Source organism: Ligilactobacillus aviarius subsp. aviarius DSM 20655 (assembly GCF_001436315.1).
Taxonomy (GTDB): Bacteria; Bacillota; Bacilli; order Lactobacillales; family Lactobacillaceae; genus Ligilactobacillus; species Ligilactobacillus aviarius.
In genome coordinates this window covers 181,455-197,500 of record NZ_AYZA01000019.1, presented here as the reverse complement: position 1 = coordinate 197,500, position 16,046 = coordinate 181,455, and the positions used below count along the sequence as shown (strand labels likewise).

Below are 16,046 nucleotides of genomic sequence, written 5' to 3'. Positions count from 1 at the left end.
ATTAATCAATAGCTTTTCTTTTAAAGATTTCCTCTAACGAAGGATATGATTGATTGAATAATGGGATATAACCATATTCTTTAACAATATCTCTAAAAATTACTTTTCCTACTTGTTCGTTGACCAATTTCATTTTTATATTTCCATTTTTCATTTGTTGAATGTCAGAAACACCGTTGTATTTTTTGAAAAAATCTATATTTTTAATTCCATTAATTGTAAGATATTCCCTAATAAAATCTTTGTAAATATCTTTTATCTCACCATTTAAAACAGTTTCTCCGTGTTTCAGCATTAGGAAACTTTTTCTACATTATCCATGCTATGACTTGAAAATACAATCATTGAACCTTTTCTTTTTAATTCTAAAATCGCATTGTTTAATAACTCAGCATTTACTGGATCAAGGCCTGAAAAAGGCTCATCTAAAATAATTAATTTGGGCTCAAACATAAGAACAGCTATTAATTGAACTTTTTGAGCATTTCCTTTCGATAAATCCTTTATTTTATCATTAAAATTGCCGACAATAGCTAATTTTTTCATCCATTTTCTTAAATTTATCCTTAGATCAAAGTGGCTCATTCCATGTAATTCTCCGAAATAAATCATTTGATTGATTATAGTCTCATTTTGATATAATCCACGTTCTTCGGGCATGAACCCAAAATTTCTTCTTACTTTTTCATCAATCAATTTATTGTCTACTAATATATGACCTTTAGATGGCGCAATAAAGCCCATGATCATTCTAAAAGTCGTTGATTTCCCAGCACCGTTTTGCCCAATGATTCCTAATGTTTCTCCCGGAAATAATTTAAAATTTAAATCATCCACTGCTGTTTTATCATTAAAATTACGACTTACGTGCTTAAGTTCAATCATAAAATATATCTCCCATCTCTTTTAAATTAGATCCATTTATTTGTTTTTTTGTTACTATGATCCAGTGCTTTTACAGAATACTTTTTTATTGCTCTTTTATATAAAAATTTACCAATCAAAATTTCACCAATTACCGAAACAATAACCTCAATTAAGGAAAAATTTTGAGCATAGTATAAAACAGGCATTAGAATTGAACCAATTCCTGGAATGATTCCAACACAGTCTAGAACTATCCTTGCAATTCCTAAGCTCATTTTCCCAGGAATAAGTGCAAACGAAAATGCTAAACCTGCCGCCTGAAGATATATTAAGGTAACCGGAATAACTGCAAGAGCGGTTTGAGTATTATCATCGATACATACAGCAATTTGAACCGTCCATATTAACCCAAAGAAAGTTGCAAATAAAATATTAAAAGTAAAATATATTGCATCGAATATTGTTGGAACATATAGAAAAAGATTTCTTTGCCATTCTGTTAAAAAAATGGTTGCAACTGTTAGCATTGCTAATTGAATAATCAGCAATACGTATAAACCAACAATCTTTCCAATCAATTGAATTCGCGCACTCGACATCGCGAATAATAGCTCGTTTATTCGAGTTGTTCGATCATTCACAACTTCATTTGCAATAATTGATGAGTATAAAATGCAAAAATATGCGGCGATAACGGGAATAATTAAAGCAATTACATTTCTAGGATTTAAGTGATTCGTAAATAAAAGAAAAGAATTAAACATTCTATTCGAATGTAATATAAAAAACTCAGTAAATATCGGGATCAATGTTGTCACTAAAAACCACTTAGTCGCAAAATTAGTTATAAAAGTATGCCTAGCTACAATTAATGTTTTATTCATTGAACTTCAACTCTCTTTTTAAATAACTTTTGCAATCCAATTACAAAAAATATAAGTGTAAAAATATTTGTTCCAAATATGATTAGGATATCTGTTAAACTAGTTTGTAAATCAATACCTGGAATGTTAAAAAAAGGAACATATAACAACACTTTCTTTTGAATAAAATCATTCGAAATCAAATTAATGATTGGCGCGGAAACGATCAATAAATATACACTTCCTAAATGTTGACTAATTTTTGAAACGTCGCGGGTTTCAATTCCGACCAAAACAGAAAATAAAATTACAAATATGCTAAACAAAGATAAAGCTATTAAAAATTCCAAAAATCGTTTAGTATCCAGAAAACTAAATTGACGTAATAGTTTGCCAATCTGGGATAATTTTTCCTTAAAGATCACTATTATGGCAACATAAAACAAATTTGATATCAATACAATCATACTTGTACCTAATAAGCGACCATAGAATTGTGTTTTATTGTTACTCATTGCTATCAAAAATTCCAATACTCTTTCCGATTTTCCGATATAAAATTCTCTTGCGACCATTTGTGAAAAGAACACAACTGCAATCAATGCATATAATGGAATTCCAATGCTAAACAATCCTTCTTTCATAATTAATCCAAATGTTTGGATATCCTTTTCCGTTATAATCACTTCTAATCCCATCAATAAAGTAATTGGCCAAATAAACACTGTCCAAAACAATGGCTTGGATGTGTTCTTTTTAACAATGTAAGAAGAAGTATAAAATATTTTCATATTAACAACCTGCTACTTTTCTTTTAGTTAAATGACTGTTTAATATTCGTATTCTATCCTAATCATTCTTACTACAACCAAAATCCGCATAAACGTTAAAAAATAAATCATTTCCGTAGATAAACAAAAAGAAGCCAAAACATTAGTCTCAGCTTCTTTTTAAAAATCGTATTTTTCAAAACTTTCTTCTTCAAGTAAAAACTCTTTAAAGAACGGCAACTTAAACGAAACAAATCCATATGAACCATTTTTGATAATTTGGCTTCGGACAAGCCGCTTTCGATACGTCGACCAATAGTTTGATGGCTTGCCTGTCTGATCAGCAATAAAGGCCAGTTTAACTTCATCGGTATTATTTTGCGCCATTGCTTTCAAAAATTGTTTATCAACTGCTGTCAGTTTCTGATAAATCAACGCGTAGGCATTATCAAAAAGCTTTTGTTGGTAATCATCGATCACCTGATCAATTACTTTCTCATCAATCGAGTCGCCGGGGTTCGTTTTTTTCCAAATCAAATATCCAAGTAATTGAAACGCATAGGCATACCCTTTTGTCATTTGGGTTAGTTTAACAGCCGTTGAATCTGAAATTTGGCGACTTCCCTTTTCAAAATTCGTTCGAAATGCGTCTTCAATTGATCGGCCTTGCAGAAAAGATAATTCAAGTTGACTACTTCGAAGTAAAAACGTTAATACCTTATTATGTTTTAATTCCGAAACATTTTCAGGCAAACCGGTCATGATCATCGCAATTCCGAAGTTTTGCCGAATTAATAGTTGATACATCATTGCTAAATCACGCATTTCAGGAGTCGATGAAACTTCATCAATTGTAATCAAAACTTTCTTTCCTTGCTGACTAAGTTTTTCAAAAATTCCAAGCAACAATTGCATCTGATGCGTATTTTGACTATTCAATTTGATTTCAAAGTTTTTGATTTTAATATCATTAATCTTTTGAATCAGTTTTGACAAATTAAGTTTTGACTGCATTTGGATACTTTCAATTAAATTATCAATGATCGACCGGTTATTTAATAGGTCAACTACGATCCAATCATCTAGTTGTTTTACACGATTGATGATATCCGTTAACATTGATGTCTTCCCAGAACCCCGAACACCGTAGATCATCGTTGTTTGATATGGAGTATCAATGTGATCACCGGAATTTGTCAGTTCATCAATATAGTCATCAATAATATTTTCCCGATCAAGAAATAAACGCGGGACTTTTCCAAAGTTAGGGTTAAATGGTGATCGATCTGCCAATGTCCTCATCCTTTCTACTAATTATTTTATTTACTTTTTGCATTTTTTGCAAATTTTGCATTTTTTGCATAAAATTTTGATTTTGCATTTTTTGCATTTTTTGCAAAAAAAAGAGAACTAAGACATCCATCTTAATTCTTTAATTCAAATTACTCCCCATAAGGTAATTCAACCTTTACCTTTTCCAAAACATGCCCCTTCATAGCATCTAACAGTTCATTCATCCAGTAGCCATTTTCCAGTGGAAGTTCGGTATCGAGGGCATAAACGGTCAATGTATAGTTGTGAACGCCTTCTGGTGGCCGCAGTCCAAGATAGTTGCGACTAATTGTTTGATCGCCGCCAACAAGGTAACCGGCAGCACTATTGTTTCCCTGAATAAAGTCATGCAATTCACGACTAGCATTTTCAGGTAAATGATTTAATTCAACTGGGATATTAGCTGCTGTCCAGTGAATCCATGCAAATCCGCAAACTGGAATCGCATCAAAGTCAACTAACGTTAACGCAAAGGTCTGGGTGCCAGCAGGTGCATCCTGAATATCAATTGGGAAAGAAACAATTGGATGATCTTTCAATTGGAATTCGGGCGCTGCTTTCTTTGCATATTTGTCAGGCAAAAAGCCGTGATCTAATGGAACATTAACTTTCATTTTTTCACCCTATTTCTTTTAAACTCTGTCATTATTATAACATCACGGACAAAAAAGAACCGTGCGGACTGCACGATTCTTTGATTATTATGCTTTTTTCATATAACGCATCGGTTCCGGATACAATTCTTGACGGAAACGGGTTGTTGCATTGTCTGTCCGCTTGTACTTGGTAATTGCAAGCTGGTTAAGCTCAGCTTTTGTTGACGCTTTCAAATATACTTTTCCTGACTGACATCCGACCATTAACCACATTTCAATCACTCTTTCTAATTAAAATTCCCCAAATCTCCCTGATTCATTCTCCAATTCGCTTAACCCTTTTCTTTATTTTGCCATAAAAAGTCGCCAATTAATAGAAAATATTTTGGATACAATTTTGATGTGCACTACAATTGATCCTTCAAAAGCGTGTCGACTGAGACTTGATACAAATTACTGATTTTGACCAAGTCACTTACACTCGGAGTGCTGATCTCCTTTTCCCAATTTGAAATCGTTTGTTGGGAAACAAATAAGATATTTGACACTTCTTCTTGGGTGTATCCCGAATTTTGACGAGCAATTTTCAGGTTTTTTCCTAACTGCATCCTCCTACATCGCCTTTCTTTTTGAGATTGCTTTGTAGTTCTTTGCTATCATCACCGATCTCCTATTCACACTTTCATTGTATCGATTTTTTTAAATTGCGTCAAAATATATTATTATAATTTCTATACGAATTTTATTATGAACAACCATTCATAAATAATATGAACTAATCGGTTATTTTCTGCGCTGCGGCCAGTGTTAACGGCGTTTTTAATCGAATTTCCATTGCGACGACCGCCTTTTCACGCCCCCGATTTGAAGCGATTTTTTCTTCATGCACGGAGCCGGGAATGATTTCCCCTTCACCAACATAGTTGAATTCTTTTCCCGCTGCGTCATTGCGTTTGATAAAAATTTCGATGCGGGTTTGCTGATTTCCTTGATCAACTCCCCGGAGTAATTTTTGAACTTCATCTGAAGTTAAATGTCGCGGACTACGCGTATACCATTTGATTACGGAGTTCGCCGTAAAATCATTTTGATAACGGGCACTGCGTTGATGCTCATCATCACTTTTATGGTACGTAATAAAGATTGGACATACTTCATCCGTTACCCGGTAACCGTAAAGCGGTGCGCTGACATCCTTTTCCCAGTTCAAAAGCCGGCAAACATCCTTCCGCGAGTATGACTGATCCAGCGTAAATTGCGCCTGATTGTTGTAATTTTGATTGAAATCTAATCCAACCTTGATTGCATCATTTACGAGCCGCTTAAAATCGGTTCCACTTTGGGTCAATGCTTGTTTAAATGCTGAACTTAAGCTGATTTCCAACAAATCCGTTTGAATCAATGAATGATCGCCGTATTGGGCCTTACGGGTCGTCTTTCCCGCTTTAACATCAAAGAATGCCAGTGAAAGGACTTGGATGACCGATTGAATGACCGCATCGTTAACATAAATATGCTGCGAATTAAAGATTCGCTTCAACTGGTCAAATGCAATATGTCCGTGTTCGATCAGCTCCCGCAACACGATCAGTTCATGCGGCCGCTTACCATTGGCCAGTTCCTTCGTAATAAACGTCAAAACTTGATTCTGATATTCCGAAAGTTGAACTTTCGCTCCCATTTTCCCTAAAAATTCTGCATAGTTATTCAGCCGGGGATTTTCAATAAATGGCCGGGCAGAAACCGTTCCGAATTTTTGATAATCCATCAATAATGGCGCACGTCCAAGTTGCTGTTTTAAGTTCAGATACTCGGTTTTCAATGTTTGAAGCGAATTAAGTTTGACCTTGGCTAGTGAATCCAAAATAACCTGTTTTGAAATGGACGTAAAATTGATCGTTGAAACGCCGACAAGATCCTCAGTCAGTAATTCGGTCTTCAAACGATCCGGATCGCCATCGTTGTCGCCATAAAGGGCGATCGGGATCAGGTAATTATTCCGGTAATTTCCGATGAAATCAATGACCGTTACGAAATCTTTTCCCGGATACTTCCGCAAACCACGGCCGAGTTGCTGGGTAAAGACAATGCTGGATTGCGTGCTGCGCAGCATTACGATTTGATTTAAACACGGAATATCAACCCCTTCATTAAACAAATCGACCGTAATGATATATTCAATCTGATGCTTTTCAAGAAGCGCAATCACCCTTGCCCGCTCCGTTGCACTTGACTGATTGGTCAATGCCTTTGCCGGATGCCCTTTTTGCGTAAAAATTTCTGCAAGCTGGGTTGCTTCGGCTGTGCGACTGCAGAAAACCAACCCGGCAGTCGGTTGTCCGTTATCGCCGTAATAGTCCAACTGTTCCAAAACATAATCGACCCGGTCGGTTGCCGTTAAATACTTTAATGATGCCGTATCATCGATCAACTGTCCGTTAATTTCATAGTCGGCGACCCCAACATAGTGAAACGGACATAACATGTTATTTCCCAAGGCATCTTGCAACCGAATTTCATACGCCAAGTTATAATCAAAAAGCTGAAAAACATCTTGATTATCCATCCGTTCAGGCGTTGCGGTCATGCCCAACCAAAATTGCGGTTTGAAGTAATTCAGTAATGATTGATAATTCTTGGCAGCGGCATGGTGCGCTTCATCAATAATGATGAGGTCAAATTCATCGGGAGCAAATTGTTTCATCTTTTCCATTTGCGAAATGGTTTGAACCGTTGCAAAAACGTACTTAGCTTCCGCATGGTGCTGGTTTCCGCTTAAAATTCCGAAATCATCTTTAGCCCCGCCAATCACCCTATAAAAACTATCCTTGGCCTTTAACAAAATCTGTTCGCGGTGAACGACAAATAAAAAGCGGTGCGGCTTAAATTTCTTCGTCCATAAAGCCGCTAAGTAAGTTTTCCCAGTTCCCGTCGCTGAAACGATCAGTCCCCGGGAAGCATGTTGCTGATAGTACAAATCGTCCAATTCATTAAGGGCAGCTGCCTGCATTTTATTAGGTGCAATTGGCGCTGCCTGATCGGTTCGTGATGATGAACCCGGCCGTTGCGGTTTAACGTAGCCTTCTTGATATTCATCGATCCAATCATAAGTTAACGGGACACTTTGCTGCTGCAACCGTTCAAATTCTGTATTGAGTTGCTTGATAAACTGTCCCTGCTGCATTGATGTCAGCCGTAAATTCCATTCTTGATTTTGAATCAGCGCACTGCGCGTAAAATTAGCACTTCCAATATATGCCGTTTGATATTCATCATAATCAAAGAAATACCCCTTTGCATGAAATCCTGGAGCGGTTACGATTCGAACATCAAGGTTTGAAATTTTCATCAGTTCCCGAAAAACTGCAGGTTCATTAAACCCTAGATACGTTCCAGTGATCAGGGTTCCGTGCACGCCCTTGGTTGCCAGTTCCTTTAAAACCACTTTCAACGGCGTCAGCATATCGCGGGTAATAAAAGCGACCGCCCATTTAAATTCTTTACAGTGCAGCAGTTCATATTTAAGATGCTGCCACAAACAATCATGCGGCTGATTAGTAATGATTTGCGGTGCAAGGTATTGATTAGAATGATTTGAATTTTCCTGAATCAGACTGTTAGCCAAAATTTGATTAAAAAATTGTTTTTCCAACTCAATCACTCCTCTTGGTAGTAAGAAAGAGATTGTGATTTATATCACAACCTCCTTTCCTTTTAATCATTAAACTCCTGGTATGGATGATCCTTTAAAACACGGCTGTAAAAGCCAATTTCATGCAAGGTTTCCAGCAATTTCTTCTGGTAATATGCTCCAGATGGCGCGTCTTCAAGCAAAAAGCCATCTGCTGAAAAGTTTGCCGTAACCTTACCGACCGTGGTGATCATTGGCAAAGTGATAAAGCCTAACCGATTGATTACTTCGCGCAAAGCTTCGCCACCAAATTGACCGGCCCGCATACTATCGGCATAACTAATGATTTTAGCCGGCTTCCGATTGCCTTCAAATGCCAAATAATCAATTGCATTCTTCAAAACGGCCGGAATTGAATGGTTATATTCTGGAGTAATGAAGATATACCCGTCAGCAGCCTGCATGTCATCGATCCATTGTTGCTCATTAGTGGCAAGTTTCCGTTCCGGGTTATTGATTGGGGGTAAATCTTCATGGAAGAAGTCTAAATGATATTGATCTAACGTAATGAACTTGAAGGTGATTTCATCGCGTTCACCGACCAACGGTGCAATTTGATTTTCAAGGTATTTAAACAGTCGTTTGCCAATCGCCACTTGCCGGTTACTTCCTAAAATAACATTGACTGTAACCATTTTATCGCCTCATTTCATCTTTTATTTTTCTTTGCTGCTTTTTGCGTAACTAAAAATGTAAATAACAATGCAACTAACTGTAAGATGAACAACAAACAAAATGCCGTTCGAACGCCGGTCATGGTTCCAAAAGCAATGTGATGGGCTGCACGCTGGTGTTCCGCAACAATTGTCGCAACAATTGAGGTCCCTAAAGCTCCGGCCAACTGTTGCACGGTATTCAAAACTGCATTTGCATCGGTACTGAATTGATCTTCAACTTGATGAAGCCCGCTTGTCATCGTGTTTCCGGAACTAAATGCCTGTCCCATAATTGCAATCGCAAAGAAGATAATGATCATCCAAATTGTCATTTTTGGCATAAAGATGCTGAAAAGCAAGGTTGCGATGGCATACAGACTAAAGCCAAGCATGATCGGTTTTCGCGCTCCTAAAACATCGTACATCTTTCCGCCAAGCAATGACAAAAAGATTCCGAGCGTTGTTCCTGGTAAAAGCAGTAAACCGGCAACGAACGCGTTTTGATGAAGAGATAATTGCGCAAAGTTTGGTAATAAGAAACTTGTTCCCAAAATACTGAATTGGGAGATCATCAGCGCGATCGTGCTTAAATCAAACCGCCAATTCAGTAATACATTGGTCCGAATCAACGGATGGTGTGGCTTCTTTGAATACTTGTAAAATCCCAGAATAGCAAGCACACTTACCAGCAACAGAACAATGACCCGCCAATCAAGCCACCCAGAAATTGAAGCCTGGTTCGTTGCAAATACGAGGCTGCTGAACGCAATTGCTAAAATGATCCAACTGATGAAGTCAAATTTCAAATGTTCAATCGCTGATTTCTGGGTAATGGACGTCATTCCAAGAATCAACGAGATTACTAGTAATGGCAATAACACCAGGAAAATGACCCGCCAACCAAACATTTTAACAATGAAACCGCCCATTGTCGGGCCAACTGCCGGCGCGATTGCAATAATTAAGTTTGCAAAGCCCATTACCGTTCCGGTTTTGGAAATCGGCACCTGTTCGACAATGATGTTAAACATCAATGGCAATGCAATCCCGGTTCCGATTCCTTGAATTAACCGTCCGAGTAAAATAATTGCAAAGGATGGCGCAAGCATGGCTGCCACCGTTCCTAAAATAAAGAATAAGTTTGAAATTACAAATAAACTTTTCGTCTTAAAGCTGCGTTTTAAAAATGATGACGTTGGAATTACGAGTGCAAGGACCAGTAAGTATCCGGTCGTCAACCATTGCACCGCAGACGTTGAAACGTGAAAATCCCGCATGAGCGTTGGAAAAGCAACGTTCATTGCGGTTTCAACGACAATCCCAGCAAACGATAAAATTCCCGTTGCGGTAACCGCTCGTAAAGTTTTTGAATTCATCCAATAATCCTCCGTAAAAAATATCACAGTTGATTATTATAGCAAACAAAGTAGCAAAAACAAAAAGGCCGCACTGCATGCGACCTTCTTTGATCTTTAATTTTAATCTTTTACCAAACGTATAATCCAACCATTGCGGCTGAAAGAAGTGATACAAGAATTCCTGAAAGAAGCATGTATCCAACGTTCTTTGAAATCAAGTCGTTCTTTTCACGATTTACGATTCCCTTGAAGCAACCGATGATCATTCCGATTGTTGAAAGGTTAGCAAATGATGTTAAGAAGACTGTTAAGACAGCTCTAAAGTGTGGTGCAAAGGTATGAATGATTGGTGAAACCTTCCCCATAACAACGAATTCGTTGGTGATCAACTTCGTTCCCATGTACTGACTTAATTGTAAGACAGTATGCGGATCGCCGCCGACCCCTAAGAGCCATGCAAATGGATAAAGGATGTAGCCAAGGATCTTTTCCATTGACCAAATATGTACTAATGAAAGAATCTTATCGATCAAGGCAGCTAAAGCAACGAATGTGATAACGTTCGCAGCGATGATCAATACCAAACGGCCGGCACCCAAAATTGAATCGCCTAAGAATGAGAAGAATGGTTCTTTCTTACCGTCAGCTTCAACATCGCCTGATTCTTTGGCTGCTGAGCCCTTCATCGTGGCAATTGTATCTTCAGCTTCTGAAACTTCAACCGGGTTAAGCATTGCAGTTACGACCAAGGCATTGATCACGTTGATCGGGACAGCGGTTAAAATGAATTGCGCCGGCATCATTTGCATGTATGAACCTAAAATTGAAGCTGTAACACAACTCATTGACATCATCGCAAGCGTCAAGTTCCGGGATGCCTTCATTTGTTTTAATTGAAGGGATGAAACGGCTAAGGCTTCAGTGTTTCCTAAGAACATCATTTCAACGGCGAAGAATGATTCGAACTTCGGTTGCCGCGTGATGAATGCTAAAATCTTTCCGATCCACTTGATAACCCATGGTAAGAAACCAATATAAGTTAAGATATCAAATAACGGAACGATCAAAAGAATTGGTAACAAGACACTAACAAAGAAGTCCATGTTCTTCACGTGAACCATACTTGGGATACAGAATGCGATTCCTTTGTATGCGACTTGAATCAATGTGTCAAATCCGGCAGCCAAGCCCTTAACGATGTCACGTCCCCACGGAACCTTAACCAAGAAGAACGCCATCAAAAGGTTGAAGACTACCATAATACCGATACCCTTCCAATCGATCTTCTTGCGGTCCTTTGAAAAGAGCCAGCCGATCAGAAGGAAGATAAGTAAACCAATAATATTAACTGCGAGATACAATTGTTCTCCTCCTCAATATAATTGCTAGTAAATTTATAACAGTCTAATTGTACCCAATTAAATTCGATAATTCAATTAAATTATTAACATTAATCAAAAATAATACCTTATTGTTTGTAAATCGGTTCTAATATCTAAAATCATTCGTTTAATTTTATTAATTGGTAAGCTCCAATTTAATTTTTAGTCATTGCGTTTGGCCGCTTTGGCTTCAACTTCTTTTTCGCTATTGGCTTTATCTGGCAAAATCAAGTTCAAAATAACCCCGATGACTGATGCAACAGCTAAGCCAGAGAATTGATATTGCCCAAGTTGAAGGTAAGCATTTCCGATCCCAATAACTAAAATCGTTGAGGCAACCATTAAGTTGCGCTTCTTTCCTAAATCAACTTTGTTATCGATCAAAACCTTTAATCCGTTTGAGGCAATTACCCCGAAAAGCAAGAATGAGATTCCGCCGATTACCGGACTTGGAATTGATTGGATCAACGCACTTAACTTTCCGATAAAACTAAATAGGATTGCAAATAACGCTGCGCCGCCAAGAACGTAAACACTGTGAACTTTGGTAATCGCAAGGACCCCGATGTTTTCACCGTAACTTGTAACGGGCGGACCACCGACAAGACCGGCAATAATTGATGCTGTCCCATCACCGGCAAGCGTATGGTTCAAGCCGGGATCCTTGAAGAAATCCCGATCAGTTAACTCATTCAAGACCATAATGTGGCCCATGTGTTCGGTCATTGTGACGAACGCGATGGGTGCCATACTCAAAATCGCACCCCAGAAAATGTGCGGGTGATACGTCACAAATGGAATTTGGAATGCTGGCAAACTGATCCAGTGCGCTTTAGCAATTGGTGCAAAGTTGACCAGGCCGAATAAGCATGCAATTCCGTAACCAAAGACAATTCCTAAAAGAATCGGAATCAATCCCATGAATCCTTTAAGATACATGTTAAAGAAGATCGTGATCATCAAGGTCAACAATGCAACCAAGAAGTACCGCAAGTCATAGTGACCAGCAGCGTTAATCGTTGCATCCTTTGCAGCTGTTCCCGCAAGTGATAACCCAATTACCATGATGATCGGGCCAACGACGATTGGCGGTAAAATCTTATCGATCCAATCCGAACCGATCTTGCTGACGATCAGCGATACGATTAGGTAAACACACCCAACGGCAATTGTCCCTTGGGCAATTCCAGGATAGCCGACTGTCTTCATTAAAGCGACCATCGGCACGATGAATGAAAAGCTTGATCCCATGTATGCGGGAATCTTACCCTTCGTAATCAGGATATACATCAACGTTCCGACTCCGGAACTGAATAAGGCGATTCCTGGATTTAGTCCAACCAGAATTGGAACCAAAACGGTTGAGCCAAACATTGAAAACATATGTTGAATTGAAAGTCCGACCCATTGCCCGGGTTTCGGCCGTTCATTGACATCTAAGACAACATCGTGTTTCTTTTCAGCCATCAAAAACTTCCTCCTAACAAAAAATAGCCTTTGCATACCCTGTGATACACAAAAGCTATTTTCAAATTTGATTTTCTCAAATAAACCCGAATGTCTTTTGTGGCCTCACAGGACCAAATTAAAGGACTCTTTTAAACTGTCATTCAGTATACTTGGCATTTGAGTGATTGTCAAATTAATTATTTTTCGTTAGCGATTACTTTCTTTAATTCATCGACCTTATCCGTCTTTTCCCATGGAAGATCAAGATCATCACGGCCGAATGCACCGTATGCAGCGGTTTGCTTGTAAATTGGCCGGCGCAAGTCTAACATCTTGATGATGCCGGCTGGACGCAAGTCAAAGACTTTCCGAATTGCGGCCACTAACTTGTCTTCACTGACTTTACCAGTGCCAAAGGTGTTGACTGAAATTGAAACCGGACGCGCAACTCCAATGGCGTATGCAAGTTGGATTTCAACTTCATCGGCGAAACCGGCAGCAACGATATTTTTGGCAATATACCGGGCAGCGTAACTTGCTGAACGGTCAACCTTGGTTGCGTCTTTTCCAGAGAAGGCTCCGCCGCCGTGGTGAGCAGCCCCACCATACGTATCAACGATGATCTTCCGGCCAGTTAATCCTGAGTCCCCGTGAGGGCCGCCAATTACGAACCGGCCAGTTGGGTTAACGTAGATCTTGGTTTGGTCATCCAACAGGTCAGCTGGAATAACCTTCTTAATTACCTTTTCAATAACATCTTTCCGAATTTGTTCAAGTGAAGCATCAGCCAAGTGTTGGGTTGAAAGAACAACCGTGTCAACCCGCTTTGGCTTGTGGTTTTCATCGTATTCGATCGTAACTTGGGCTTTAGCATCCGGTCCAAGGTAAGTTAAAATTCCGTTCTTCCGGATTTCAGCAAGTTTACGCATCAACTTGTGGCTTAACATTAACGGCATTGGCATTAACTCCGGTGTTTCGTTAATGGCGTAACCAAACATCATTCCTTGGTCGCCGGCACCGATCTCATCAAATTCGTCTTGATCGCCTTCGCGCCGTTCAATTGATTCATCAACCCCCTGCGCAATATCAGGTGATTGTTCATCAATAGCCGTTAAGACTGCGCATGAATCACCGTCAAACCCAAACTTACCGTCAACGTAACCAATATCATTGATCGTTTGACGGGCAATCTTTTGAATGTCAACGTATGCGGAAGTTGACATTTCACCGACAACAACCACTAATCCAGTTGTAACGGTCGTTTCGATCGCAGCCCGGGCTTGTGGATCCTGCTTTAAGACCGCATCCAAAATTGCATCGCTGATCTGGTCAGCAATTTTATCTGGATGCCCTTCAGATACAGATTCTGAAGTAAATAAGTATTTTTCTGACATAAAAAACGTCCCCCATTTGAATTAATAATTTTAAATGGTTACAAGGCATCTTCACATATGTGAATCCTATCGGGAATGAATTGTAACTATTTAAGTGTACTATGCTATTCTATCATTTTTAACGAAACGCGCAATAAGAAGATCCGGTGACGGTTTATTTGTATCCAAATGTCAGGAATGGTAAAATTTAAACAATTAGATATAATTTGATATCTATAATTGCTAATTATTATATATTGGGGGCATTTATATGCTTGATAGCATGCTTTTTAAAACCATTTTGAAGCATTCCTTTGATTTTCCAGTCAAGGTCAACTATGCCGATGGTTCAAGCAAACAATACGGTGGCGAAGGAACTCCCGAAGCAGTGATCACCTTCCGCGATAATATCTCTGTCAAGGAATTGATCAAGAATCCATCCGTCTGTCTTGGCGAAGCATATATGGATGGCATTATTGATATCCAAGGCTCGATCCAGAAGATCATTGCCTCTGCATATCGTTCAGAAGGCAGCTTTTTGCGCAGTGCCAAACTGAAAAAGTACCACCCTCACCAAGATCATTCTGAAAACAAAAATAAGGCGGATATTCAAAGCCATTACGACATCGGAAATGACTTTTACAAGTTATGGCTGGATTCAACGATGACTTACTCATGTGCCTACTTTGAAAATCCAGATGATACCTTGGAACAAGCACAAATGAATAAGGTTCACCACATTTTAAAGAAGCTCGATCCGCAACCGGGCAAGACAATGCTTGATATTGGTTGCGGCTGGGGAACGTTGATGTTGACGGCCGCCAAGGAATATAACCTGAAAGTTACTGGAATTACCTTGAGTAAGGAACAGTACAACTACGTTAACCAACAAATCAAGGAACTTGGACTTGAAGGTCAAGCTGAAGTAATCCTTGAAGACTACCGTGAACTGAAACACGAACCGTTTGATTACATTACAAGCGTCGGCATGTTCGAACATGTCGGCCATGATGAATTACCACGGTACTTTAAGATTATTAATAAGTACCTCAAAGATGACGGGATTGCCTTGATCCATGGAATTACGCGGCAACAAGGCGGGGCTTCCAATGCCTGGCTTGATAAATACATCTTCCCTGGCGGCTACATTCCAGGATTGGTTGAAAACATGACTAACATTGTCGAAGCTGAACTTCAATTATCTGATCTTGAAAGTTTGCGGCGGCATTACCAAAAGACGCTTGAAATCTGGGACAAGAACTTTAACGCGCACCGTGAAGAAATCGTTGCGAAAATGGGCGAACGGTTCGCACGGATGTGGGATTTGTACCTGCAAGCATGTGCCGCTTCATTTGAATCCGGCAACATTGATGTCATGCAGTTCCAATTAACTAAGGGACCAAGCGGAATCAACATGCCAATGACCCGCGAATACATGAACTAAATTGAATAAAGATAACAAAATGGCAAGGTCAAGAACCTTGTCATTTTTTATACTAAAAAGAAGACTAATTAAAATTAGACTTCATTACCAATCCATTGGTGGGACGGCCTTCCCACATCTTTTTTGGATACCTCACGGGTGCGATAACTGCCTGTTCTATCCTCAATATAAGCTATAAAGATTAAATCATAAATAGATGGAACTATCAATTTGTAATAAAACCTGTTTTAATTTAATGTTTAAATTTTCCGGTTGGTATACATAA

15 protein-coding genes and 1 riboswitch are annotated in these 16,046 nt (G+C 38.9%); of the genes, 1 reads left to right on the top strand and 14 read right to left on the bottom strand.

Going from position 1 to position 16,046, the window contains the following annotated elements; translation table 11 throughout:
* Position 1: 1 nt before the first annotated feature.
* The 14 genes from FC33_RS08460 to metK form a co-directional block, all read right to left on the bottom strand.
* On the bottom strand, positions 2 to 295 hold the full coding sequence (locus FC33_RS08460; protein ID WP_235803892.1) for an ATP-binding protein DrrA1-3 family domain-containing protein: 294 nt from the start codon (positions 293 to 295) through the stop codon (positions 2 to 4).
* The gene (locus FC33_RS04720) at positions 295 to 885 is read right to left on the bottom strand and encodes an ABC transporter ATP-binding protein (protein WP_235803891.1); all 591 of its coding nucleotides are present in this window, start codon (positions 883 to 885) and stop codon (positions 295 to 297) included. The genes FC33_RS08460 and FC33_RS04720 overlap by 1 nt, the downstream gene beginning before the upstream one ends.
* 26 nt (positions 886 to 911) lie before the next feature.
* Positions 912 to 1,751, bottom strand: coding sequence for an ABC transporter permease family protein (locus FC33_RS04715; protein ID WP_057827466.1), 840 nt, complete (start codon positions 1,749 to 1,751; stop codon positions 912 to 914).
* Positions 1,748 to 2,521, bottom strand: coding sequence for an ABC transporter permease family protein (locus tag FC33_RS04710; protein WP_057827465.1), 774 nt, complete (start codon positions 2,519 to 2,521; stop codon positions 1,748 to 1,750). The genes FC33_RS04715 and FC33_RS04710 overlap by 4 nt, the downstream gene beginning before the upstream one ends.
* Before the next feature lie 159 nt (positions 2,522 to 2,680).
* Positions 2,681 to 3,793 (bottom strand): ATP-binding protein, encoded by a 1,113-nt coding sequence (locus FC33_RS04705; RefSeq protein WP_057827464.1) that lies wholly within the window; start codon positions 3,791 to 3,793, stop codon positions 2,681 to 2,683.
* Positions 3,794 to 3,942: 149 nt separating this feature from the next.
* Positions 3,943 to 4,446: a YbhB/YbcL family Raf kinase inhibitor-like protein gene (locus FC33_RS04700; protein WP_057827463.1), complete on the bottom strand. Its 504-nt coding sequence runs from the start codon at positions 4,444 to 4,446 to the stop codon at positions 3,943 to 3,945.
* 87 nt (positions 4,447 to 4,533) lie between these two features.
* The gene (locus FC33_RS08295; RefSeq protein WP_155519394.1) at positions 4,534 to 4,701 is read right to left on the bottom strand and encodes a hypothetical protein; all 168 of its coding nucleotides are present in this window, start codon (positions 4,699 to 4,701) and stop codon (positions 4,534 to 4,536) included.
* 134 nt (positions 4,702 to 4,835) lie between these two features.
* The gene (locus FC33_RS04695) at positions 4,836 to 5,036 is read right to left on the bottom strand and encodes a helix-turn-helix domain-containing protein (RefSeq protein WP_057827462.1); all 201 of its coding nucleotides are present in this window, start codon (positions 5,034 to 5,036) and stop codon (positions 4,836 to 4,838) included.
* Between the two features lie 167 nt (positions 5,037 to 5,203).
* Positions 5,204 to 8,080, bottom strand: a complete 2,877-nt coding sequence (locus FC33_RS04690; protein WP_057827461.1) for a DEAD/DEAH box helicase — start codon at positions 8,078 to 8,080, stop codon at positions 5,204 to 5,206.
* Between the two features lie 62 nt (positions 8,081 to 8,142).
* On the bottom strand, positions 8,143 to 8,754 hold the full coding sequence (locus FC33_RS04685) for an NADPH-dependent FMN reductase (RefSeq protein ID WP_057827460.1): 612 nt from the start codon (positions 8,752 to 8,754) through the stop codon (positions 8,143 to 8,145).
* Positions 8,755 to 8,768: 14 nt separating this feature from the next.
* Positions 8,769 to 10,151 carry a DHA2 family efflux MFS transporter permease subunit gene (locus tag FC33_RS04680; RefSeq protein WP_057827459.1) on the bottom strand — a complete coding sequence of 461 codons (1,383 nt, stop codon included), beginning with the start codon at positions 10,149 to 10,151 and terminating at the stop codon, positions 8,769 to 8,771.
* A 110-nt stretch (positions 10,152 to 10,261) separates the two neighbouring features.
* Entirely contained in the window at positions 10,262 to 11,494 is a 1,233-nt protein-coding gene (locus tag FC33_RS04675; protein ID WP_057827458.1) for a NupC/NupG family nucleoside CNT transporter, read from the bottom strand.
* Positions 11,495 to 11,677: 183 nt separating this feature from the next.
* Complete coding sequence (locus tag FC33_RS04670; protein ID WP_057827457.1) at positions 11,678 to 12,982, bottom strand: uracil-xanthine permease family protein; 1,305 nt, start codon at positions 12,980 to 12,982, stop codon at positions 11,678 to 11,680.
* A 179-nt stretch (positions 12,983 to 13,161) separates the two neighbouring features.
* Complete coding sequence (gene metK, locus FC33_RS04665; protein ID WP_057827456.1) at positions 13,162 to 14,358, bottom strand: methionine adenosyltransferase; 1,197 nt, start codon at positions 14,356 to 14,358, stop codon at positions 13,162 to 13,164.
* Positions 14,356 to 14,449: riboswitch (SMK box riboswitch) on the bottom strand. (Overlaps the previous gene by 3 nt.)
* A 159-nt stretch (positions 14,450 to 14,608) precedes the next feature.
* Here metK and FC33_RS04660 point away from each other — a divergent pair.
* A complete protein-coding gene (locus FC33_RS04660) occupies positions 14,609 to 15,781 on the top strand; it encodes an SAM-dependent methyltransferase (protein WP_057827455.1) in 1,173 nt (390 codons plus the stop codon).
* Positions 15,782 to 16,046: the final 265 nt, after the last annotated feature.